Origin of the sequence: Methylorubrum sp. B1-46 (genome assembly GCF_021117295.1) — a bacterium.
GTDB lineage: Bacteria > Pseudomonadota > Alphaproteobacteria > Rhizobiales > Beijerinckiaceae > Methylobacterium.
The window spans coordinates 2658151-2678646 of the sequence record NZ_CP088247.1 but is presented as its reverse complement, the minus strand read 5'-3'; the positions used below and the strand labels follow the sequence as shown (position 1 = coordinate 2678646).

Sequence of the window (20496 nt, the reverse complement as noted above, 5' to 3'; positions counted from 1 at the left end):
CTTATGACCCGCCTGCGCCTCGACCGTTTTTCGCGCCACGCCATCCCGGTCGCCCTCGCCTTGGCCGTGCTGACGGCGCCCGTTCACGCCAACGAGTCGGTGCCGCAGGGCAGCGTTTCGGTCCAAGTGGACAATGCGAAGGTGATCCGCCTGCCGGAGAAGACGCAGACCGTGGTGGTGGGCAACCCGATGATCGCCGACATCACCCTGCAGAAGAACGGCGTTGTCGTGCTCACGGGGAAGAGCTTCGGCATCACCAACCTGATCGCCCTGGACGGACGGGGCGCGATGCTCGCCGAATCGACCATCAGCGTGCAGGCGCCGCAGGCCTCGATCATCACCGTGCAGCGCGGCCTCGACCGCGAATCCTATTCCTGCACCCCGAACTGCCAGCCCTCGGTGCAACTCGGCGACGCCACCAAGTACTTCACCGAGACCAGCCAGCAGGCCGAGGCGCGCCGCGGCATGGCGACGGCGAACAAGTAGAGCCTGCGCCACTACGCCAGCCGTTGCCACGCGGCGGCGTTGGGTGTAAGGCCCGCCCGCGCCCTTGAGACACCCTTGGAGGCACGGGCGCGCTGGGACACGGTCGGGCCGTCCGCTTCGGGCGGCCTTTGTCGTTGGCCCGGCTCCAGTTTTTTACAAAAGGATCACGCCATGAGCGCCACCAAGACGCTTGAGGCCGTGGCACGCGACCGGGTCGGCAAGGGGGCCGCCCGGGCCGTTCGTCGCCAGGGCCAGATTCCCGCCGTCATCTACGGCGGCAACCAGGCCCCTGAGGCCATCGCCGTCGACCTCATCCGCACCCGCACGCTGATCTATGCCGGCGGCTTCAAGACCACGCTGTTCGACATCACCGTCAGCGGCAAGAAGACCCGTGCGATCCCGCGCGACTACCAGCTCGACCCGGTCAGCGGCGCGCCGCTGCACGTCGATTTCCTGCGCGTCGTCGCCGGTCAAACCGTCACGGTCGACGTTCCCGTCCACTTCGTGAACGAGGACAAGGCGCCGGGCATCAAGCAGAAGGGCGGTACCCTCAACGTCGCGCTGCACACGGTGTCCCTCGACGTGGCCCCCGACCAGATCCCGGACGCGATCGAGGTCGATCTGACCGGCCGCGAGATCGGCGACGTGATCCACGCCTCCGACCTGCGCCTGCCGGCCGGCACCTATACGGGTGAGCCCACCGACACGGTCGCCAACCTGCTGCCGCCGACGGTGCTCGGCGCCGAGGTCGAGGCCGAGGAGGCCGCGATCGCCGAGGCGCAGGCTGCGGAGTCCGCCGACGAGAAGGCAGACGCCGAGGCCACCAGCGAGAAGAACGAGACCGAGGCGTAAGCCGCGGCAGGCGCCGCGAGCGCCTGTCCTGCGAAACACGCGATGCCCCGGCCGCCCGGCCGGGGCATTTCCGTTTGTCGGAGCATCGAATCGGGAGCACGCATGCGGCTCATCGTCGGATTGGGAAATCCTGGGCAGCGCTACGCGCGCAACCGCCACAACATCGGCTTCATGGCCGTGGACGAGATCGCCCGCATTCACCGGGCGGCGCCGTTCCGACGCCGCTTTCAGGGCGAGGCGGCCGAAGTCGTGCTCGGCTCCGAGCGGGCGATCCTGCTCAAGCCTCAGACTTTCATGAACGAATCCGGCCGCTCGGTCGGTGAGGCGCAGCGCTTCTTCAAGATTCCGCTCGCCGACGTGATCGTGCTGCACGACGAACTCGATCTCGCGCCGGCGAAACTCCGGGTCAAGCTCGGCGGCGGCAATGCCGGCCATAACGGCCTGCGCTCGATCACGGCGCTGTGCGGCAACGATTACCGCCGCGTCCGTCTCGGCATCGGCCATCCCGGCGACAAGGCGCTGGTGCACGCCTACGTGCTCAACGACTTCGCGAAATCCGAGGAGCCGTGGGTCGAGGATCTCTGCCGGGCGACCGCCGACTACGCAGCCCTGCTGGCGGCGGGCGAGGATGCGAGCTTCCAGAACAAGGTGCATCTCGCCATGGCCGGCCGCGGCTGGGACACGGTGAAGACGCCGGCGGAGGTCGGCAAGGCGAAAGCGCGCGACGCGAATTGACACGAGCCCACCGGACCCCGATGGAGCGGGCTTCCGGGCGCGGCCCCCGACCGATCACAACGGATTTCTAGGACCAGCCATGGGTTTCAAATGCGGCATCGTCGGCCTGCCGAACGTCGGTAAGTCGACCCTCTTCAATGCGCTGACGCAGACCGCTGCGGCCCAGGCCGCGAACTACCCGTTCTGCACCATCGAGCCGAATGTCGGCGAGGTGGCGGTGCCGGATCCGCGCCTGGATGACCTCGCCCGGATCGCCTCCTCGAAGGAGATCATCCCGACGCGGCTGACCTTCGTCGACATCGCCGGCCTCGTGCGCGGCGCCTCGAAAGGTGAGGGTCTAGGCAACCAGTTCCTCGCCAACATCCGCGAGGTCGATGCCATCGCCCACGTGGTGCGCTGCTTCGAGGACGGCGACGTCACCCATGTCGAGGGCAAGGTCGATCCGATCGCCGATATCGAGACGATCGAGACCGAGCTGATGCTGGCCGACCTCGACAGCCTGGAGAAGCGCGTCGTGGCGCTCGAGAAGCGTGCGAAGGGCTCCGACAAGGAGGCCAAGGAGTTCCTCGACCTCGTCAACCGCGCCCTGCCGCTCCTGCGCAACGGCAAGCCGGCCCGGCTCGTCGAGCGCAAGCCCGAGGAGGAGCGGCTGTTCCAGCAGCTCGGCCTGATGACGGCGAAACCCGTGCTCTACGTTTGCAACGTCGATGAGGGCGACGCCGACAAGGGCAATGCGAAGTCGCAAGCCGTGTTCGACCGGGCCAAGGCCGAAGGGGCGGTGGCCGTCGTCGTATCGGCCAAGATCGAGAGCGAGATCGCGGTGATGCCGCCGGCCGACCAGACAGAGTTCCTGGAAGCCGTCGGTTTGACAGAGCCCGGCCTCAACCGGGTGATCCGCGCCGGCTACGATCTGCTCGGCCTCGTGACCTACTTCACCGTCGGCCCGAAGGAGGCTCGCGCCTGGACCATCACCAAGGGGACGCGCGCCCCGGCGGCGGCCGGCGTGATCCATACCGACTTCGAGAAGGGCTTCATCCGCGCCGAGACCATCGCCTTCAAGGACTACACCGCGCTGAACGGCGAGGCCGGCGCCCGCGACGCCGGCAAGCTGCGGCTGGAGGGCAAGGACTACGTGGTGCAGGACGGCGACGTGCTGCATTTCCGCTTCGCCAACTGACGGGGCCCGCGGCGTGGAGCTTCACCCGCGCCATGCCTGGGATCTGACACCGGCCGAAGCCGTCGCGCTCCAGCGCCGGCTCCGCAGCGAGATCGTGGCCGACCGCGCCATCGATCTCGGCGCGGTCCGGCTGGTGGCCGGGGTCGATGTCAGCGTGAAGAACGAGCGCTCCCGCGCCGCGGTGGTGGTCGTAACCTGTCCGGGCTTTCTCCTCGTGGAGACGGCCGTGGCCGAGCGGCCGACACCGTTTCCCTATATTCCCGGCCTCCTGAGTTTCCGCGAGGGTCCAGTCCTGGAAGAGGCATTCGGGCGCCTGCGTGCCGAGCCGGACGTGTTCCTGTTCGACGGCATGGGCACGGCCCATCCCCGCCGCATCGGCATCGCCAGCCATATGGGCCTATGGCTTCAGCGTCCGACCATCGGCGTCGGCAAGACACGGCTCGTCGGCACCAACGCGCCGCTCTCCGAGGAGAAGGGCGCGCACGTCCCCCTGATCGATCGAGGCGAGACCATCGGCGCCGTGGTCCGTACACGCACGGCCAAGCACCCGCTGTTCATCTCGCCGGGCCACCTCGCCGACATCCCGAGCGCGGTCGAACTGGTGCTGGCCTGCTCGCCGAAATACCGCCTGCCGGAGCCGATCCGGCTCGCGCACAAGACAGCAGGCGACTTTTGATCGACCGACTTTGGTAACCTCGACGCTCCTCATGCTGAGGCGCCGAGCGGAAGCTCGGCCTCGAAGCACGCCGGAACGGTCGGGTCCGTGACGCCCCTTTGCTGGGAGAAGCGTCGCGGCGTGCTTCGAGGCTGCTGCCGCAGCGCCTCAGCATGAGGACCGTCGTGACTGCCGTGACAGCGCAGCCGAACCGGCGGTCAGTGCGCCTCTTCCCAGTTGCCTGCCGCCCGCGCCTCGACCACCAGCGGGACGCTGAGTGAGAGCGCCGGCGCCGGTGCCTCCTCCATCACCCGCGCGATCACCGGAATCGTCGCTTCGACCTCGTCGTCCGGCACCTCGAACACCAGTTCGTCGTGCACTTGCAGCAGCATCCGCGCCGTGAGCTTTCTCGTCTCCAGCGCCTCCTCCATCCGCGTCATGGCGCGGCGGATGATGTCGGCGGCGGTGCCCTGGATCGGAGCGTTGATGGCCTGACGCTCCACGCTCGCCCGCTCGGACGGGTTGTTGGAGCGGATCTGCGGATAGTGGCAGACGCGCCCGAACAAGGTCGTCACGTAGCCCTTCTCGCGGCAGGAGCGCTTGGTGGTGTCGATGTAATCGCGGATGCCGGGGAACCGCTCGAAATACTGCTTGATGAAGGCGGAGGCCTCCTCGCGGCCGATGCCGAGGCGATCGGCCAGACCGAAGGCCGAGATGCCGTAGATAATGCCGAAATTGATGGTCTTGGCCCGCCGCCGCAGATCGCCGGTCATCTGGTCGAGCGGCACGCCGAACATCGCCGAGGCGGTCGCCGCGTGAATGTCGAGCCCCTGCTCGAAGGCCTCGCGCAATTGCGGGATGTCGGCGATGTGGGCGAGCAGGCGCAGCTCGATCTGGCTGTAATCGGCCGAGATCAGCTTCTTGCCCTCGGGCGCGACGAAGGCACGGCGAATCCGTCGCCCCTCCTCCGTGCGGATCGGAATGTTCTGCAAGTTCGGATCCGAGGAGGAGAGCCGGCCGGTCGTCGTCGCGGCGAGCGCGAAGGAGGTGTGAACCCGGTTGGTGCCGCGGTCGGCATGTTCCTGCAGCGAGTCGGTATAGGTCGATTTCAGCTTGGAGAGCTGGCGCCAGTTGAGGATCTTCTTCGGCAGGCCGTGGCCGGCCTGGGCGAGTTCTTCGAGCAGCGTCGCGGGCGTGGCCCATTGGCCGGACGGCGTCTTCTTGGCGCCGGGCAGGCCCATCTTGCCGAACAGCACGTCGCCGATCTGCTTGGGCGACGACACTTGGAATTTCTCGCCGGCGTCCTCCTGAATCTCCTCCTCAAGCCGGGCCAGGATCTGCGAAAAATCGCCGGAGAGGCGGCTCAGCATGTTGCGGTCGATGGCGATGCCCGCCCGCTCCATCCGCGCCAGCACCGGCACCAGCGGACGCTCCAGCGTCTCGTAGACGGTCACCCGGTGCTCGGCGACGAGGCGCGGCTTCATCATCCGCCACAGGCGTAAGGTTACGTCGGCGTCCTCCGCCGCGTAAGCCGTCGCCTTGTCGATCGCGACGCGGTCGAAGGTGACCTTGTTGCGGCCGGTGCCGGCCACATCCGCGAAGGTGATCGGCTGGTGGCCGAGATGGCGGCGGGCCAGCTCGTCCATGCCGTGCCCGCCCTTGCCGGCATCGAGCACGTAGGAGATCAGCATCGTGTCGTCGAAGGGCGCCACGTCGATGCCGTAACGGTGCAAGACCGAGAGGTCGTATTTCAGGTTCTGCCCGACCTTGAGCGTACCCGCATCCTCCAGCAGCGGCTTCAGCAGCTTGAGCGCGGTGTCAAACGCGATCTGGCCAGGCTGCTTGTCGGAGGCGTCCGCTTCCGCGCCGCTCTCGCCGAACAGATCGCCGCCCTTCACCTCGGGCTTCACATGGGCGAGAGGGATATAGGCGGCCCGCCCCGGCGCGGTGGCGAGCGAGACACCGACGAGGCCGGCCTTGGCCGCATCGAGCGCGTCGGTCTCGGTATCGACCGCGATGATTCCGGCCTCGTAGCTCTCGGCGATCCAGGCCTCCAGCTGCTCGACCGTGGAGATCGTCTCGTAGGCCGACGTGTCGAACGGCTTCACGGCTTCCGCCGCGCGGGCGGCGACCAGCGTCGAGGGCGTCGGCTCGGCGGGGCCGCGCTTCTTCGGGGCCTGATCCGGCAAGTCGAGATCGGCGAAGGGATCGACCTCGCCCGCCTCGGGCGGCGCCGCGCCATCCGTCCGTTCCGGGGCGGCAGCGGTCTCGGGATCGACCGGCACGTCGTCACCGAAGAACGGCACTGCGTCGCTGCCGCCGGCCGCGTTGGTATAGGCGTGGGGTTGCGCGCCGGGCAGCAGCGCCGGGTCGGGCTTGACGGCCTCCGGATCGACGTGGAGCATCTGCGCGATGCGCCGCGTCAGGGTGTTGAACTCCATCGCTTTCAGGAAGCCGACGAGCTTTTCCGGGTTGGGCTGCGGCACACCGAGTTCGTCGAGTGGCACCGGTACCGGCACGCTCTCTTCGAGCGCCACGAGGCGGCGTGAGAGCTTGGCCTGATCGATGTTGGCGAGCAGCGTCTCGCGGCGCTTGGGCTGCTTGATCTCGGCGGCGCGCTCCAGAAGCTGCGCCAGGCTGCCGTATTCCTTGATCAGGGCCGCGGCCGTCTTCAGGCCGATGCCGGGCACGCCCGGCACATTGTCCGAGGTGTCGCCGATCAACGCGAGCGCGTCGCCGATCTGCTCCGGGGTCAGCCCTTCCCACTTGGCGATGATCGCGTCGCGGTCGAGGTTGCGCTCGGGCCGGTAGCCGGGCTTGCCCTTGGCGCCGGATTCGAAGTCGTAGAACCGGATCTTGTCCGAGACGAGCTGCATCAGGTCCTTGTCGGAGGACACGATGATCACCTCGGCGCCCCGCGCCTCCGCCTGCCGGGCATAGGTCGCGATCAGGTCGTCGGCCTCGTATCGCTCCAGTTCCACCGCATGCAGGCCGAAGGCGCGCACCGCGTCGCGCATCAGCGGCATCTGGCGCTTCAGGTCGTCCGGCGCGTCGGGGCGGTGGCCCTTGTAGTCCGGGAACAGCTCCTTGCGGAACGAGCCTTCGGATTTGTCGAAGACGATGCCGAGATGGGTCGGCTTCACGCCCGCCGCGCCCTCTTGGAGAAACTGCGCGATCTTGGTGCAGAACAGCCGCACCGCCCCCGTGGGCAGGCCATCGGAGGGACGCGTGTTGTATTTCTGGTCCTGGTTGATCGACTGGAAGTAGGCCCGGAAGATGAAGGACGAGCCGTCGACGAGGATCACCCGGTCGTCGGAACCGACGGGCTTGTCCGGTTGCGGGTGCGTCTCAGCGGTCATCGGTCGAACAGCCATCGGCGAACGGGGGCCCGGATGCGGGCCGCGCCGATCCATAGAGCATTTTCGCTCCCTCAGAACATCGCCCACATGCCGGGAAATGCCGCAGTTCCCCGGCTTCTCCCACGGCTGGCCTCGCGGGTGGCGGCGCCTGCCGCGATATCGGTCAGGCTCCGGCCCCTGCCAGCGGAAACAGGATTTACGAAAAATCGCCGGACCCAGGGGCTGATGTGCGCTTGTGCACGATGCATTCCGACATGAACGCGGATGCGGGAAATCATTGATTTGAAACCAGTTTTTTGTAGCGCACAATGTCGCTGCAGCAAATTTCGCCCGTATTCAGGTCGATCTGAAATATATCGATGCTGCACTGCGACAAACAGGGACTTGTCCCACAATCTTTCGAGCCCAGATCGTCGTCATCCAAGGACGGGCCGCAGCCAGAGCGGATCTCTACTCAGACACTTCTGTGCACGGAGCAGCCCGCCAAGAAAGTTAGAGGTACGATCATGACGAACCGCACCAAGATCGCCACCGCCGTCGCTCTCGCTCTCGGCCTGGCCGCGACTCCGAGCCTCGCCCAGGGCATCCCGTCCGACAGTGCCAGCTACAATCGTGACGGCACGCTCAATGTCTGGGGTGCGCATATCGACCCTGTGCGGGAGCGCGGCGGCCTCATCGGCGGCGTCGGCAACGTGGTCGGCGGCGTGACCAACACGGCCGGCGCCCTCGTCGGCGGCACGCTCGGCGCGGCTGGCACCCTCGTCGGCGGTACGGTGAACGCCGCGGGCAACGTGGTGGGCGGCACCGCGGATGCTGCGGGCGACATCGTGACGGGCTCGGTCCGCCGTCCGGCCGGCTATACGGCCTATCAGGGCTCCGGCGCCTACGGCCGCACGGCCTACTGAGTACCTTCGACGATCCAGCAGCGGCAAGGAGGGCCGCAGGGCGCGAGCCCCGCCGCTCTCTTTCGCTCGATCCCATCCATCTGGACGTTTGGCCCCGCGCACCGGCCGGCGCCCGGCTCAGTCGTCAGCACTCTTCTATCCGACCGGTCGTAGGCTCGCTGGGAGGATGACAATGCCCGTGGGAATAAGCCCGGCGCCGCGTTCGCTGCCCTTCTCGCAAGCGCCCTCGATCCCTCTCAAGCACGACGCGACGATCGGCAAGACGAAGGGTGCCGAGCTGAAGGCAGCGCCTTCTTCTTCCTCCCCGAGACGATGTCCCACGCCGTTCAGCGTGGACGACCTCGCCCTCGCCGACGATCCGAGCAAGGCGGGGATCGAGGACGAGGGGCCTCCTCAGGCCGCGGCTCCCACTGTGTCGGCCATGCGCGCATCGCGGGTCCCGAGCGGTTTGGGCTCGCCAACGGTCGTGTCCTTGGCAGTCTGGTGCTCGAGTTCGGCATTGAGCTGCGCACCGAGCAGCACGATCGTGGTCGAGAGCCAGATCCAGGTCATGAAGCCGATGGCGGCGCCGAGTGAACCGTAGGTCTTGTCGTAGCTGCCGAAATTCGAGACGTACCACGAGAACAGCAGAGAACCGGCCAGCCACAGGAACGCGGCGATCATGCCGCCCGGCGTCACCCAGCGCCAGCGCGGCGCATCCCGGCTCGGGCCGTAGCGGTAGAGCACCGCCAGCATCAGGATCACCACGACGAACAGCGCCGGCCACCGTAGCAGCGCCAGCCACCACGCGTCGCTCGACATTCCGAGAAACTGGATCGCCACCGGCACCGCGACGATGCCCGCGAGCGCAATGACGACGAAGAGCAGCGCGCCGGCGGTGAAGGCCAGCGAAACGAGATTGAGCTTGAAGAAGCCGCGTCGCTCGCGCTCGTTGTAGACGAGGTTGAGCGCGTCGAAGACATGCTTGACGCCGCCATTGGCGCTCCAGACCGAGAGCGCGATGCCGAAGAGCGCCGTGAGGCCCAGCGCCGTGTCACCCTTCTCGGTCAGCCGCTTGACTTGCTCGGAGACGATGTCGACGCCACCGGATGGAAGGACGCCGCGCAATGCGTCGATCTGCTGGTTGATCGTCGAAACGTCGGCGATGAGACCGTAGACGGAAACCAGGGCGGCGATGGCCGGGAAGATCGCGAGAAGCACGAAGAAGGTCACGCCCGCCGAGACGAGGGTGAGGCGGTTCTCGCCGATATCCCGATAGGTCCGCTTGAGGATGTCCTTCCAGCCCGCGGCCGGCATTTCGGTCGGGCTGTCGGCGGAACGGCCGCGATCGCGCTCGGTGCGCGCCACCCGGTGGGCATCCGCACCCTCGTGCGAGGGCGATTCCTGTCGCGCCGAGTCCTGTCCCGCATCGCCGCTCGGCCGGGCTCGATCCGCGGACGCCACGGACCGGCGCGGAAGGGCGACGACCCCGAGGAGCGCTGCCCCTAAAGCCATCGTCCAGAGGGCTGGATAGCGGGAATCGCCGGCTGAGCCCGCGGCGGCGTCGGGAACGGCGCGGTCGGAAGTAGGCATGGAGAAATCGGCTCCGTCCGCCGCAGGATCAGCGGCGCAGTTCGGCAACCCTTTGGCGCGACTTCGGGTTCACACGGATGTGAGGATGGCATCCGGCAGCATAGTCGGATCGACTGTCTCAGAATTTCCATATTCGCGCCACGTTTTCGCCGGAACCGTTAAGATTGGCCCCAGTTAACAGCGCATCGGTCGAACGCGACCGCCTCGCTTCAGGAGCCGTCGATGCCCTCGACTCTGTCTCGCTCCGGACGACGCTTCGCGCTCGTCCTGGCCTCGTCCGCCCTCGTTCTCTCGACTGCCGCCGGTGTGCATGCCCAGGAGGGCGGTCTCGGCGGCCTGTTTCAGCAGCTTTTCGCCCCGCAGCAGGCAGCGCCTGCGCCAGCCCCGGTCGTGCCGGCCTATGGCGGCGGCGAGGTAAACGAGCGCTACCGCTGGCGCCGCCACCGCAGCACGGCGGAACGGAACCGCCCGAAGGTGCGCTACGCCGCACTGCCTAAAGGGGTGCCGCTGAAGAAGGATGAGGGCGACGGCATCAGCGGCAAGCAGCCGGTCGATTCGAAAGCGATCGCCGCCAATCCGACCGCGGCACTTCTGCGCGACGAAACCCTTCGCCCCGGCGACATCGTCGTCATGCCGAACGGCCCCAAGGTCTTCATGGGGCACGGGGATCGCGGCCGTGGCACGAAGGCCGCGCGCCATCGCATGAGCGATTTCGCGGATGTGAAGCACGCCCGCACCATCAACGCGAAGACCCGCCGCCAGTTGATGGCGATGATACTGCCGCACGGCGCCATGCCGGCCGACGAAGCCCGCAAGGCGCTCGCCAAAGCTCAGCGCCTTGCGCCTCAGGAGGCGATCGAGCCCATCAACCGTCAAGCCCGCGTCGAGACGGGCCCGATTCCCGCCCGCGTCATCAACCCCTGGCAAGCGGCTCGCTGAAGCGATCACGATGTTCTCAGGCTCGGCCGACAGGCAAACCCTATCGGCCACTCCCGGATGGCAGAAGCGGCAGATCCGAAAGCGGATCTTTGCCCCCTGCGGACCGGCGCAGAACCTGTAATGGGCGTGCCGATGCGATCGCAGCGTTTGCAGATCGATTTGAGAAGTTTATCCCGGACGAACTCGCGAAATCTTCAGCCAAGTCTTGGCCGGCGCGCCTGTCTACGGGGAATGTATGATGGTGGAGCCTAACGGGATCGAACCGATGACCTCTTCCATGCCATGGAAGCGCTCTCCCAGCTGAGCTAAGGCCCCATCATTTCTGCAGCGACCGGTTCCGGTCTCTGGCGTCGCCGGCGGCGCTGAGTGCGTCGGCGATGAGCGGTTCTATAAGCGGAGGATCGGCGGGACTCAACCCCTTTTTCGAAGGCTTGGCCGATTTTTTGAGCCGCCTCTCGATCCCACCGTACTCCCGATCTCAGGCCCGACCTGCGCGAGGCGTTCGCCTTCGGAGACGGATCGCAGATGCCGCCTGCGGCGCGTGCGTGCGGCGCGCTTTACCCTCACTGTTGAGCCCGAACCACGTAGCGCTCCATCAGCAGGCCGATGGTCAGACTGCCGAAAACCCAGCCGAAGAGATAAAGATAATCGATCTGGACCGGCATCGTCGGATCGTACCCCAGGCGGACCCACTCGATCAGCTGCGTGATCGGATTCCACTTCAGATAGTAGTAGATTTCTTCAGGCATGTAACAGGCCATAAAGTATACGCCACTTGTTAGATAAAGACTCAGAGATACCAGTATATATCCGAGGGCCCATCCTGGGAAAACGGAACATATCCCAACGTTAATCGTCCCAACCCCGATCCCGAGCGCGATCGCCGTCAGATAGCCACCGATGGCTGTCATCATATCGACAGGAACAGGATCGACGCCGAAACAGATGAGGACGACGAAGACAAGGCAAACGCCCAGGAAACTGCTGACGATTTCGACCAAAATGCGCGCAACAACAGTGTCAAAGCGCTTGACCTGCGGGAAATAGGTCAGCGGCTTATGAGTCAGGTAGCCTTTCATCACCTCGCGGGAGATGTACTGGAAGGCAAGTGCCGGAAGCGCGCCCGTCGCGACGAAGACCATAGGATCGTCGCCCATGGGCGACTTGATGCCGCGAAACGTCATGGCACCGACGATGATGGCAAGATGCGCGCAGGGCCACAGAACCTGCACCAAGTAGCCCCAGTAGGTTCCGCCGAAACGGCTGCGCATGTCGCGCAGCATCAGGGCGCTGAGGACTCGCAGGTAGACGTCGAGATGGCTCTGACGCTGAGGCAGAGACGGGGCTTGGGCGTTCATGGGATCCGTCGCAACGGGGCAGTCGCGCCGTTATGCTCGCCTCCAATCGCGACGAAATCGAGGACGGATCAAGCGTTGCCGCGCCGGCCCGCCTCGCCCGTGCGTGACGCGATGCGGTAGAAGGCCGAAAGCACCAGCAGGAAGACCACGAGCCCGAGCCAAGGGCCCACCCCGCCCAACGCATCGGCTGCGAAGGCGAGAGAGGCGCTGCGGCCGCTCAGTGTGTCGGCAGCCGCGAGCAGCACGCCGACGACGCTCTCGCCGACGAGGAAGCCCGATGCCAACAGCACACCGCGACGGCGTCCGCCCGCCCGCCCGGCCTCGCCGGCTTCGCGCAGGCGGCGTGCCGCGAGCCGGCCGACGAGTCCGCCGAAGGCGATCGTCACCACGACCTCCAGCGGCAGGTACATGCCGATCCCGACGGTGAGCGCGGGGAAGGAGCGGCCGCCGCGGCGCAGGCGCGCCTCCAGGGCGACAAGCAGCGCTCCGAGGCCGGCACCCGTCGCCACCATCGACCAGGGCAGCTCGCCGCGCACGATGCCGCCGGCAATCTGGCTCATGAGGGCAGCCTGCGGCGCCGGCAGGGCCGAGGCCTCGTCCATGCCCTCGCGGGGCAGCGCGCCGACGAAGCCGTAGGCGTTGTAGAGGAGATCGAGGAGCGGCGCGATCACCAGGGCGCCGACACCGACGCCGGCCGCCAGCGCCACCTGCTGGCGCCAGGGGGTGGCATCGACGAGCTGGCCGGTCTTGAGATCCTGAAGGTTGTCGTTGGCGATCGAAGCGGTGGTGACGACGATGGCCGAGAGCAACAGCACGGCCGCGACGACGAAGCGTTCGCCTTCCGGCCCGGCGGCGCGGCCGAGCAGCAGCGGCAGCAACAGGGCCGCGAGCAGGGTGGTCAGGATGCCGATGCCGGAGATCGGACTGGAGGAGGAGCCGAGCAGTCCGGCGAGATAGCCGCAGGCCGCCGCCATCAGGAAGCCGAAGCCGACCGTGAACAGGGTCGCGAAAGCGACCAGCGCGAAGCGCAGGCCGCCCAATTCGGCGCCCACGCTGAAATGGAAGAAGAGCCAGGCCAGCGGCAGAGCGAGCAGGAGCGAGGCGCCCGCGACCCATGTGATCGGCAGGTCGCGCTCCTGGCGGGGCAGTTGGCGTAGAGCGTGGCCGCCGCCCCGCGCGGCACCGAAGGCGGACCGAATGCTGTCGAGGATCGAGCGGCCGAGGGAGGCGACGGTCCAGATCGCGCCGACGGCGATGATGCCCGCGCCGATCAGGCGGACCTTCTCCGACCACACCGCCCGCGCCGCCGCCTCCGCGCCCCCTGTGCCGGCCCCGTCGCCGAAGGCGGTGAGCAGCGGCACCGCGATGCCCCAGGCCAGGGCCACGCCGGCGAGCAGGGCGAGACAGGCGCCGAGCCCGACGAGGTAGCCGACGCCGACGAGCGCCGGCGAGAAGCCGGTGGCGAAGCGGAACAGGGCCGGCCCGGCGGCCAGGGTGGTGTGGAGGCCGTCGGCGAGAAGACGGAAACCGGTGGTGGCGAGACCGATCAACCCGCCCGCGCCGGCTGCGCCGAGCAGAATGCGCAGGCCGCCGCGGTCGCCGGCCTCGCCGGCATGCAGCACTTCGGCCGCAGCGGTGCCCTCGGGATAGGGAAGCCCGGCGCCCATCACCAACGCGCGTCGCAGGGGGATCGAGTAGACGAGGCCGATCAGCCCGCCGATGAGACAGACGGCGGTGGTCTGCCAGAACGGAAACCCGTGCCAATGGCCGATCAGCACGAGGCCCGGCAGCACCAGGATGACGTTGCACAAGGTGCCCGCCGCTGACCCTTGCGTCTGGACGATGTTGTTCTCGAGGATGCCGGATCCGCCGAACAGGCGCAGCAGGCCCATCGACAGCATGGCCGCCGGGATCGAGGTCGAGAAGGTGACGCCGGTCTTCAGCCCCATGTAGAGGTTGGCCGTCATGAACACGACCGTGATCACCGCTCCGAGCAGAAGCCCGCGCAGGGTGATCTCGGCGATGTGACGGGAGCCGTCCCGACCGGCCTCGCCGGAGTGCAGGGAGCGTTCGTCGGATCGTGCATCCACGGGCAGGCGTCTCCGGTGCCGCCCCGCTTTTCGGGACGTCGACACCGTTCGGGAACCCGACGGCCCCCTCGTCTGATCCCCCATCGCGCCTTAGCTGCTGCCAAGCCCGGTCCGGCGATCGGCCGGCGCGATCCCGCGGGCCCGGCCCGCTTTGACGAGAGACCAACCGATGAGCCGACCCGTGCGTCACGAGATTCCGCCGCGCTCGGGGGCAGCCTTCACCCTCGACCGCGGTCAGCGCCTCACGGTGATTGATCCCCAGGGCGAACAGGTGGCCGACCTCGTCGCCTTCCGCCGGGACGACCTCGACGAGGTCATTTCCTCGGGCCGCACCATCGACTACGCCTCGCGCATCTTCCTGACGACGGGCGACCCGATCTACTCGAACCGCTCCAACGTGCTCCTGCGCATCGTCGAGGACACGGTGGGCCGCCACGACTTCCTGCTCACGCCCTGCTCGGCCGACACGTTCCGGATCATCTACGGCGACGAACACCCGCACCGGGGCTGCTTCGGCAACCTCGCCGCGGCGCTCGCGCCCTACGGCATCGTGCCGGATCGCATCCCGGTCGCCTTCAACGTGTTCATGCACGTCACCGTCGACGGACAGAGCGGCGAGATCGCCGTGCGCCCGCCGCTGAGCCGGGCCGGTGACCGGGTGAGTTTCGTGGCGGAGACTGATCTCGTCATCGGCCTGACCGCCTGCTCGGCCCTGCAATCGAACAACTTCTCGTTCAAGCCGATCCATTACGAAATTGAGTCTTGATGCCGTCCGGTAAGATGTTTTCGCGAGCCGACTGAACTCTGCGCCACGATGCCGCGGATGTTCAAGACAATCCGCAGGTGAGCCCAACGGCTCACATTCCCTGTTATCCCCAAGCCTCGCGGAACATTGGTCGGGAGCCGCGGTTCCCCGCGCAGTCCACTCCTTCCGAGGACCGGCGGACCGCGTCGGCCGGCTCCTCTCCCACGCTCCTCACGAACCGGGCCGGCAGGTCCGGTCGCGACGTTCGCTTGCCCGCTCCGCACGAGGTGTCATGCTTCTGCCCACCGACGACACCGGTCATCCGCTCGCCGAGCGCTTCCGGCACTTCATCCGCCAACAACCCTTCCCTTGCGTCGGCGCCAAATCCGCCCTCTCCCGTGGCCAGCTCAAGGTCTTGGTCGCCCGCGACATCGCCTCCGACGCCGACGACGCGCGGATCTATCCGGCGCTGCTGGCCTTCATCTGCCGCTACCGCGCCCGCCGTGAGCAGTTCCAGAGCTTCGCCGTGGTGTTTGAGAAGGCGTCCCGCTTGAGCGAGGAAGCGTTCGAGGCCGCCCTCTGGCGGCGGATGCAGTCGCTGTCCGACCATGACAGCGGACTGGGCCACCCCCAGGATCCGCGGGTCTCGGCGAACCCGGACGACCCGCATTTCTCGATGAGCCTGGGCGGCGAAGGCTTCTTCATCGTCGGGCTGCATCCCGGTGCAAGTCGCAAAGCGCGCCGCTTCGATCACCCGGTCCTGGTGTTCAATCTGCACGATCAGTTCGAGCGGCTGCGGGCGGAGGGACGCTACGACCGGCTTCGCGACTCGATCGTCGAGCGGGACGTGGCCTGGGCCGGCTCGGTCAATCCGATGCTCGCCCAGCACGGCGAGCGCTCGGCCGCCCGGCAGTTCAGCGGGCGGGCAGTGCCGGACGATTGGGTCTGCCCCTACCGGCGCCGGGAGGGGGCGGCGCACTGGGATGCACAGCAGGTCGCGGCGGATCTGCGCTTGGGCGCCTTCGTCGCCGGGCAAATGGAGGGTTAAGCATGACCACGGCCGATGTTCTGACCCGCCCTGCCCACGAGCCCGAGCCGGTCCACGGCGACACCAATCGGGACGAGGCGCTTCTCGCCCTCGCCCGTGCCGTGCGCGACAACGGCTACCGCTTCACCACGGTGACCCCCGCCACACATGCCCGGGTCAATGCCCGGCCCGACAACGCCGTCGCGCGGTCCCTGCGCGACGTGCTGGGCTGGAGCCGGCCGTTTCGCGAGGATCTGATCCCGACGGACCTGACCGACCTGATGCAGCGGGCTGGCGTACTCGACCGCGTCGAGGGCCCCGACGGTCGCCTTCTGAAAGCGCGGGTGCGCCTGTCGAGCCTCGCCGACGAGCTGTTCCTGCACGCGGCTTATCCACCGCTCGCGGCGGATTCTGTCTTCTTCGGCCCCGACACGATGCGCTTCGCGGAAGCCGTCCTCACTCACCTCGAAGACCGTGCCCGCGCCGGGCAACCGGCCCCGCGGCGGGTCGCCGATATCGGCTGTGGATCGGGCGCGGCGGGCATCCTCGTCGCCAAGAGGGTGCCGCAGGCCGAGGTCGTCCTCGTCGACATCAACCCAGCCGCCCTGCGAACGGCGGGGATCAACGCCCGGCTCGCGGGCGTCGAGAACGTGCATCCCGTCCACAGCGACATGCTGAGCGGTGTCGAAGGCGTGTTCGACCTCATCGTCTCCAACCCGCCCTTCATGGTGGATGCGGGCGGACGGGCCTACCGGCACGGTGGCGGACCGCTCGGTGCCGGGCTCTCGCTGCGGGTGGTCGAGGCGGCGGCCGAACGACTGGCTCCGGGCGGCTCTCTCGTCCTGTTCACCGGTTCGGCCATCGTCGAAGGTCATGACGGCTTCCGGGCCGAGGCGGGCGCGATCTGCGAGCGGGCCGGCCTCGGCTGGTCCTATCGCGAATTCGATCCGGACGAGTACGGCGAGGAGCTCGACGATCCGGGCTACGCAGCGGCCGAGCGGATCGCGCTGGTCATTCTCACCGCCACACGCCCGGCCGGCGACCGATGAAAGCGGCCGAGGGCGGAACGGACGAGCGCGCCGAGTTCCTTCGCGACGCGCTGGCCGGTCTCTCGGGCGTTCCGAAGACGCTCCCGGGCAAGTACCTCTGGGACGAGACCGGCTCCGACTTGTTCGATCGGATCTGCGCACATCCCGACTATTACCCGACGAAGCGCGAGATGGCGCTCCTGCCCCGCGTCGCGGCGGAAGTCGCAGCCCTCGTGGGACCCGGCGTCAGCGTGGTGGAGTTCGGCAGCGGCGCGAGCCGGAAGATCCGCACCCTGCTCGATGCCCTGGAGGCGCCCGCCGCCTTTCTCGGCCTCGACATATCCGGCGCCTATCTCGAAGCGGCGATCGCCCGGCTGGCACAGGATTATCCGGGGGTGGCGATGACGCCGGTCTGCGCCGACTACTCGAAACCGATCCGCCTGCCGCCGGGCGCGGCGGCCCCGCCGATCCTCGGCTTCTTTCCCGGCACCAGCATCGGCAACTTCACGCCGGAGCAGTCCGGCGGCTTCCTCGCACGCGCGCGCGAGACACTGGGGCCGAGCCACTTCCTGGTGGGCGCCGATTGTGTAGGGCGGTGACAAAACCATCCACTGGAGCGTCGGCTTTGTGCTGATGCGGGCGGTGTAAAAGCCGGCCAGTGGAGAGGCTTCTCTTTCGAGAGGAGCCGAGGATGTTCGTCGTGGAAGTCTACGCAGCCGTTCGGCAGTTCGTGTTCATCGAGGGCCAGTCCCGGCGTGAGGCGGCTCGGGTCTTCGGGTTGAGCCGAGAGACGATCGCCAAGATGTGTCGGTTCTCGTTGCCGCCGGGCTACACACGCTCGAAGCCGGTCGAGAAGCCGAAGCTCGGGCCTCTTCTGCCAGTGATCGCGGCGATCCTTGAGGCGGACCGGACTGCACCGCTCAAGCAACGCCATACGGCCAAGCGGATCTTCGAGCGCCTACGCGACGAGCACGGCTATGCCGGTGGCTATACCGTGGTGAAGGACCACGTACGGATCTGCCGAGCACGGGGGCAGGAGACTTTCGTGCCGCTCGCCCACCCGCCCGGCCATGCCCAGGTCGATTTTGGCGAGGCGGTCGCCACCATCGCTGGCGTGCGCCGCAAGATCCATTTCTTCTGCATGGATCTGCCGCACTCCGACGCCTGCTTCGTGAAGGCGTATCCGCGGGAGACCACCGAAGCTTTTCTCGACGGGCATGTCGCCGCCTTCGCCTTCTTCGGCGGCGTGCCTCTGTCGATCCTGTACGACAACACCAAAATCGCAGTGGCCAAGATCTGCGGCGACGGACAGCGTGAGCGTACGCGCGCCTTCACCGAGTTGGTGAGCCACTGCCTGTTCCGGGATCGCTTCGGCCGTCCGGGCAGGGGCAACGACAAGGGCAAGGTCGAGGGGCTGGTCAAGTTCGCCCGGTCCCACTTCATGACCCCGGCTCCGGAGGCGGCCTCGTTCGAGGCGCTGAACGCTGACCTGGAGCGCCGCTGCCGAGCTCGGCAGAACGAGTGCGCCGGGCGGCATCCCGAGAGCATCGGAACGCGGCTCATGGCCGATCGAGTGGTTCTGCGAGCCCTGCCGGCGGTGCCGCTGGAGCCGTGCGAGAAGAGGGCCGGGCGCGTCTCGTCGACCGCGCTGGTGCGCTATCGCGGCAACGACTACTCGGTGCCGACCACCTACGGCTTCCGGGACGTGCTGGTGAAGGGCTTCGTCGAGGAAGTCGTGATCCTGTGTGCGGGGGTCGAGATCGCCCGGCACCCGCGCAGCTACGGCAGCGGCGTTTTCGTCGCCGAACCTCTGCACTACCTCGCGCTGATCGAGACCAAGCCGAACGCCCTCGACCAAGCCGCGGCACTCCAGGGCTGGGATCTGCCCGAGGCGTTCCAGCACCTGCGCCACCTTCTGGAGGCGCGCATGGGCAACCGCGGCAAGCGCGAGTTCATCCAGGTGCTGCGCCTGATGGAGGCGATGCCGAAGGACCTCGTGGCCTGGGCCGTCACCGAGGCGATCCGGCTCGGGGCGATTGGCTTCGATGCGGTCAAGTTGATCGCGCTGGCCCGTCTCGAACGGCGGCCGCCTCGGCTCGACTTGTCGGCCTACCCGCATCTGCCCCGGCCTGCGGTGCGCGCGACGATGGCCGCCGACTACACGGTGCTGGTGCCGGAGGTGGCGGCATGAGCGTGAGCGGCGATGAGACGACACCGGGCGTCCTGCTCGCCCATCACCTCAAGCAGTTGAAGTTGCCGACGGTCCTGCGCGAGTACGACAAGGTCGCCCGGGACTGCGCCCGGAGCGGCCTCGACCACCCCCGCTATCTGCTGCGGCTGGTTGAGCTGGAACTGATCGACCGCGAACGGCGCATGGTCGAGCGCCGGATCCGGGCGGCACGCTTCCCGGCGGTGAAGAGCCTCGACACCTTCGACTTCGCCGCCATCCCGAGCCTGAACAAGATGCTCGTGCTGGAGCTGGCGCGCTGCGGCTACGTCCTCGGTCGGGAGAACGTCATCGCGCTCGGCAACTCCGGCACCGGCAAGACGCACATCGCCCTGGCTCTCGGACTGGCAGCCTGCCAGAAGGGCTTCTCGGTCACGTTCACCACGGCGGCCTCGCTGGTCAACCAGCTCATGGAGGCGCGTGACGAGCGCCGCCTGCTCCGGCTTCAGAGGGAGCTGGCCGCGGTGAAGTTGCTGATTGTCGATGAACTCGGCTACGTGCCGCTGTCGCCGACGGGGGCCGAGCTTTTGTTCGAGGTCCTGTCCCAGCGCTACGAGCGCGGCTCGACGGTGGTGACCTCGAACCTTCCGTTCGAGGACTGGACCTCGGTCCTGGGCTCGGAGCGGCTGACCGGTGCGCTGCTGGATCGGCTGACCCATCACGTCAGCATCCTGAGCCTGAACGGAGACAGCTACCGCCTCAGATCCTCCCGCAGCCGGCGGGGCCGCACAGACAGGGCGGAGCAAAACCAGGCCACCCTTGATGACCCTGATCCCGCGACGGGCGAGATCCGGCCAGCCTGACCTCACGATCCGCGACAAACGATGAAGAGGCCCGATCGGGCCCCTTCATCGTTCAGGCTGTCCGCAGTCCGTGGCCTGGTTTTACTCCGCCACGGCGGCCTAAAATTGGTCCGCCCTTTACAAAACTCCCAGATCGGGATCCCGACCGGCGCCCCAGGCACATTCCGGTAGCCGGTCAGGTTGCCGAACGGGACCCGGTCCGCCTCGATGCCGACCGCCTTGCGTCCGCCAATCATCATCACCCCGCACCAATCGACTCGCAGCAGCCCGTGCTCCGGATGAACGCCGAAAAGCTCGGGCGCTGTCCAGCCTAAGCGGACGGCCTCGGCGCCGAAGCGCTCGATGAAGTCGGTGCAGGCCTCGTGGATGTTGGCCCAGGTGGTCGCGCTGACGTAGCGGCACGGTGGGCTGGTGGGACGGAGGGTGCCGAAAGCCTTGCGCCACTCGGCGGCTTGCGGCGGAAGCGGATCGGACGCGAGTTCGGGAAGGAGCATCACGGCTGCCGACTGAAGAAGGAGCCGTCGGCATAGGCGTGCTT

General features: G+C 67.6%; 16 protein-coding genes, 1 tRNA gene and 2 pseudogenes. 13 read left to right on the top strand and 6 right to left on the bottom strand.

Annotation, left to right across the window (positions count from 1 at the left end; genetic code table 11):
- Positions 1-3: 3 nt before the first annotated feature.
- The 5 genes from LPC10_RS12330 to nfi all read left to right on the top strand — a co-directional run bounded on the left by LPC10_RS12330 (position 4) and on the right by nfi (position 3926).
- Entirely contained in the window at positions 4-486 is a 483-nt protein-coding gene (locus LPC10_RS12330) for a pilus assembly protein N-terminal domain-containing protein (protein ID WP_231346919.1), read from the top strand.
- A 171-nt stretch (positions 487-657) separates the two neighbouring features.
- Positions 658-1338, top strand: coding sequence for a 50S ribosomal protein L25/general stress protein Ctc (locus LPC10_RS12325; RefSeq protein ID WP_231346918.1), 681 nt, complete (start codon positions 658-660; stop codon positions 1336-1338).
- 102 nt (positions 1339-1440) lie between these two features.
- Positions 1441-2073, top strand: a complete 633-nt coding sequence (gene pth, locus LPC10_RS12320; RefSeq protein ID WP_231346917.1) for an aminoacyl-tRNA hydrolase — start codon at positions 1441-1443, stop codon at positions 2071-2073.
- Between the two features lie 79 nt (positions 2074-2152).
- Positions 2153-3250: a redox-regulated ATPase YchF gene (gene ychF / locus LPC10_RS12315; protein ID WP_231346916.1), complete on the top strand. Its 1098-nt coding sequence runs from the start codon at positions 2153-2155 to the stop codon at positions 3248-3250.
- A gap of 13 nt (positions 3251-3263) precedes the next feature.
- Positions 3264-3926 carry a deoxyribonuclease V gene (gene nfi, locus LPC10_RS12310; protein WP_231346915.1) on the top strand — a complete coding sequence of 221 codons (663 nt, stop codon included), beginning with the start codon at positions 3264-3266 and terminating at the stop codon, positions 3924-3926.
- Positions 3927-4123: 197 nt separating this feature from the next.
- Here nfi and polA read toward each other — a convergent pair whose 3' ends face one another.
- Complete coding sequence (gene polA, locus LPC10_RS12305) at positions 4124-7264, bottom strand: DNA polymerase I (RefSeq protein WP_231346914.1); 3141 nt, start codon at positions 7262-7264, stop codon at positions 4124-4126.
- A 506-nt stretch (positions 7265-7770) separates the two neighbouring features.
- Between polA and LPC10_RS12300 the strand changes: the two genes are divergently transcribed.
- Positions 7771-8169 carry a hypothetical protein gene (locus tag LPC10_RS12300; RefSeq protein ID WP_231346913.1) on the top strand — a complete coding sequence of 133 codons (399 nt, stop codon included), beginning with the start codon at positions 7771-7773 and terminating at the stop codon, positions 8167-8169.
- 393 nt (positions 8170-8562) lie between these two features.
- On the opposite strand, the gene LPC10_RS12295 is transcribed toward LPC10_RS12300, so the two are convergent.
- Positions 8563-9741: a YihY/virulence factor BrkB family protein gene (locus tag LPC10_RS12295; RefSeq protein ID WP_231346912.1), complete on the bottom strand. Its 1179-nt coding sequence runs from the start codon at positions 9739-9741 to the stop codon at positions 8563-8565.
- A 222-nt stretch (positions 9742-9963) separates the two neighbouring features.
- Here LPC10_RS12295 and LPC10_RS12290 point away from each other — a divergent pair, with 222 nt between their 5' ends.
- Positions 9964-10680, top strand: a complete 717-nt coding sequence (locus tag LPC10_RS12290; protein ID WP_231346911.1) for a hypothetical protein — start codon at positions 9964-9966, stop codon at positions 10678-10680.
- Positions 10681-10919: 239 nt separating this feature from the next.
- On the opposite strand, the gene LPC10_RS12285 is transcribed toward LPC10_RS12290, so the two are convergent.
- The 3 genes from LPC10_RS12285 to LPC10_RS12275 form a co-directional block, all read right to left on the bottom strand.
- Positions 10920-10995: transfer RNA gene (locus tag LPC10_RS12285), tRNA-Ala, on the bottom strand.
- Positions 10996-11243: 248 nt separating this feature from the next.
- Positions 11244-12038 carry an ABC transporter permease gene (locus LPC10_RS12280; protein ID WP_231346910.1) on the bottom strand — a complete coding sequence of 265 codons (795 nt, stop codon included), beginning with the start codon at positions 12036-12038 and terminating at the stop codon, positions 11244-11246.
- Between the two features lie 68 nt (positions 12039-12106).
- A complete protein-coding gene (locus tag LPC10_RS12275) occupies positions 12107-14128 on the bottom strand; it encodes an OPT family oligopeptide transporter (protein ID WP_231346909.1) in 2022 nt (673 codons plus the stop codon).
- A gap of 169 nt (positions 14129-14297) precedes the next feature.
- Between LPC10_RS12275 and LPC10_RS12270 the strand changes: the two genes are divergently transcribed.
- From LPC10_RS12270 to istB, 6 genes and pseudogenes are all read left to right on the top strand, one after another.
- Complete coding sequence (locus LPC10_RS12270; protein ID WP_017485737.1) at positions 14298-14894, top strand: DUF1989 domain-containing protein; 597 nt, start codon at positions 14298-14300, stop codon at positions 14892-14894.
- Between the two features lie 271 nt (positions 14895-15165).
- Positions 15166-15921 carry a guanitoxin biosynthesis heme-dependent pre-guanitoxin N-hydroxylase GntA gene (gntA, locus tag LPC10_RS12265; RefSeq protein ID WP_231346908.1) on the top strand — a complete coding sequence of 252 codons (756 nt, stop codon included), beginning with the start codon at positions 15166-15168 and terminating at the stop codon, positions 15919-15921.
- A 2-nt stretch (positions 15922-15923) separates the two neighbouring features.
- A complete protein-coding gene (locus LPC10_RS12260) occupies positions 15924-16949 on the top strand; it encodes a class I SAM-dependent methyltransferase (protein WP_231346907.1) in 1026 nt (341 codons plus the stop codon).
- Positions 16946-17512 (top strand): annotated as a pseudogene (locus LPC10_RS12255) (L-histidine N(alpha)-methyltransferase); the annotation flags it as partial. The gene LPC10_RS12260 and the pseudogene LPC10_RS12255, both read left to right, overlap by 4 nt.
- Positions 17513-17619: 107 nt before the next feature.
- Entirely contained in the window at positions 17620-19119 is a 1500-nt protein-coding gene (gene istA, locus LPC10_RS12250; protein ID WP_012778770.1) for an IS21-like element ISMdi7 family transposase, read from the top strand.
- Positions 19116-19958: an IS21-like element ISMdi7 family helper ATPase IstB gene (istB, locus tag LPC10_RS12245; protein ID WP_003596510.1), complete on the top strand. Its 843-nt coding sequence runs from the start codon at positions 19116-19118 to the stop codon at positions 19956-19958. The genes istA and istB overlap by 4 nt, the downstream gene beginning before the upstream one ends.
- Before the next feature lie 110 nt (positions 19959-20068).
- On the opposite strand, the pseudogene LPC10_RS12240 reads toward istB, so the two are convergent.
- Positions 20069-20452, bottom strand: a pseudogene (locus LPC10_RS12240) (hypothetical protein); the annotation flags it as partial.
- Between the last annotated feature and the right edge of the window lie 44 nt (positions 20453-20496).

What these genes read in the sequence shown, in the direction of transcription:
- LPC10_RS12330 (WP_231346919.1), top strand. Translation starts at nt 4, where the DNA reads ATGACCCGCCTGCGCCTCGACCGTTTTTCGCGCCACGCCATCCCGGTC.
- LPC10_RS12325 (WP_231346918.1), top strand. Translation starts at nt 658, where the DNA reads ATGAGCGCCACCAAGACGCTTGAGGCCGTGGCACGCGACCGGGTCGGC.
- pth (WP_231346917.1), top strand. Translation starts at nt 1,441, where the DNA reads ATGCGGCTCATCGTCGGATTGGGAAATCCTGGGCAGCGCTACGCGCGC.
- ychF (WP_231346916.1), top strand. Translation starts at nt 2,153, where the DNA reads ATGGGTTTCAAATGCGGCATCGTCGGCCTGCCGAACGTCGGTAAGTCG.
- polA (WP_231346914.1), bottom strand. Translation starts at nt 7,264, where the DNA reads ATGACCGCTGAGACGCACCCGCAACCGGACAAGCCCGTCGGTTCCGAC.
- LPC10_RS12300 (WP_231346913.1), top strand. Translation starts at nt 7,771, where the DNA reads ATGACGAACCGCACCAAGATCGCCACCGCCGTCGCTCTCGCTCTCGGC.
- LPC10_RS12295 (WP_231346912.1), bottom strand. Translation starts at nt 9,741, where the DNA reads ATGCCTACTTCCGACCGCGCCGTTCCCGACGCCGCCGCGGGCTCAGCC.
- LPC10_RS12290 (WP_231346911.1), top strand. Translation starts at nt 9,964, where the DNA reads ATGCCCTCGACTCTGTCTCGCTCCGGACGACGCTTCGCGCTCGTCCTG.
- LPC10_RS12280 (WP_231346910.1), bottom strand. Translation starts at nt 12,038, where the DNA reads ATGAACGCCCAAGCCCCGTCTCTGCCTCAGCGTCAGAGCCATCTCGAC.
- LPC10_RS12270 (WP_017485737.1), top strand. Translation starts at nt 14,298, where the DNA reads ATGAGCCGACCCGTGCGTCACGAGATTCCGCCGCGCTCGGGGGCAGCC.
- gntA (WP_231346908.1), top strand. Translation starts at nt 15,166, where the DNA reads ATGCTTCTGCCCACCGACGACACCGGTCATCCGCTCGCCGAGCGCTTC.
- LPC10_RS12260 (WP_231346907.1), top strand. Translation starts at nt 15,924, where the DNA reads ATGACCACGGCCGATGTTCTGACCCGCCCTGCCCACGAGCCCGAGCCG.
- istA (WP_012778770.1), top strand. Translation starts at nt 17,620, where the DNA reads ATGTTCGTCGTGGAAGTCTACGCAGCCGTTCGGCAGTTCGTGTTCATC.
- istB (WP_003596510.1), top strand. Translation starts at nt 19,116, where the DNA reads ATGAGCGTGAGCGGCGATGAGACGACACCGGGCGTCCTGCTCGCCCAT.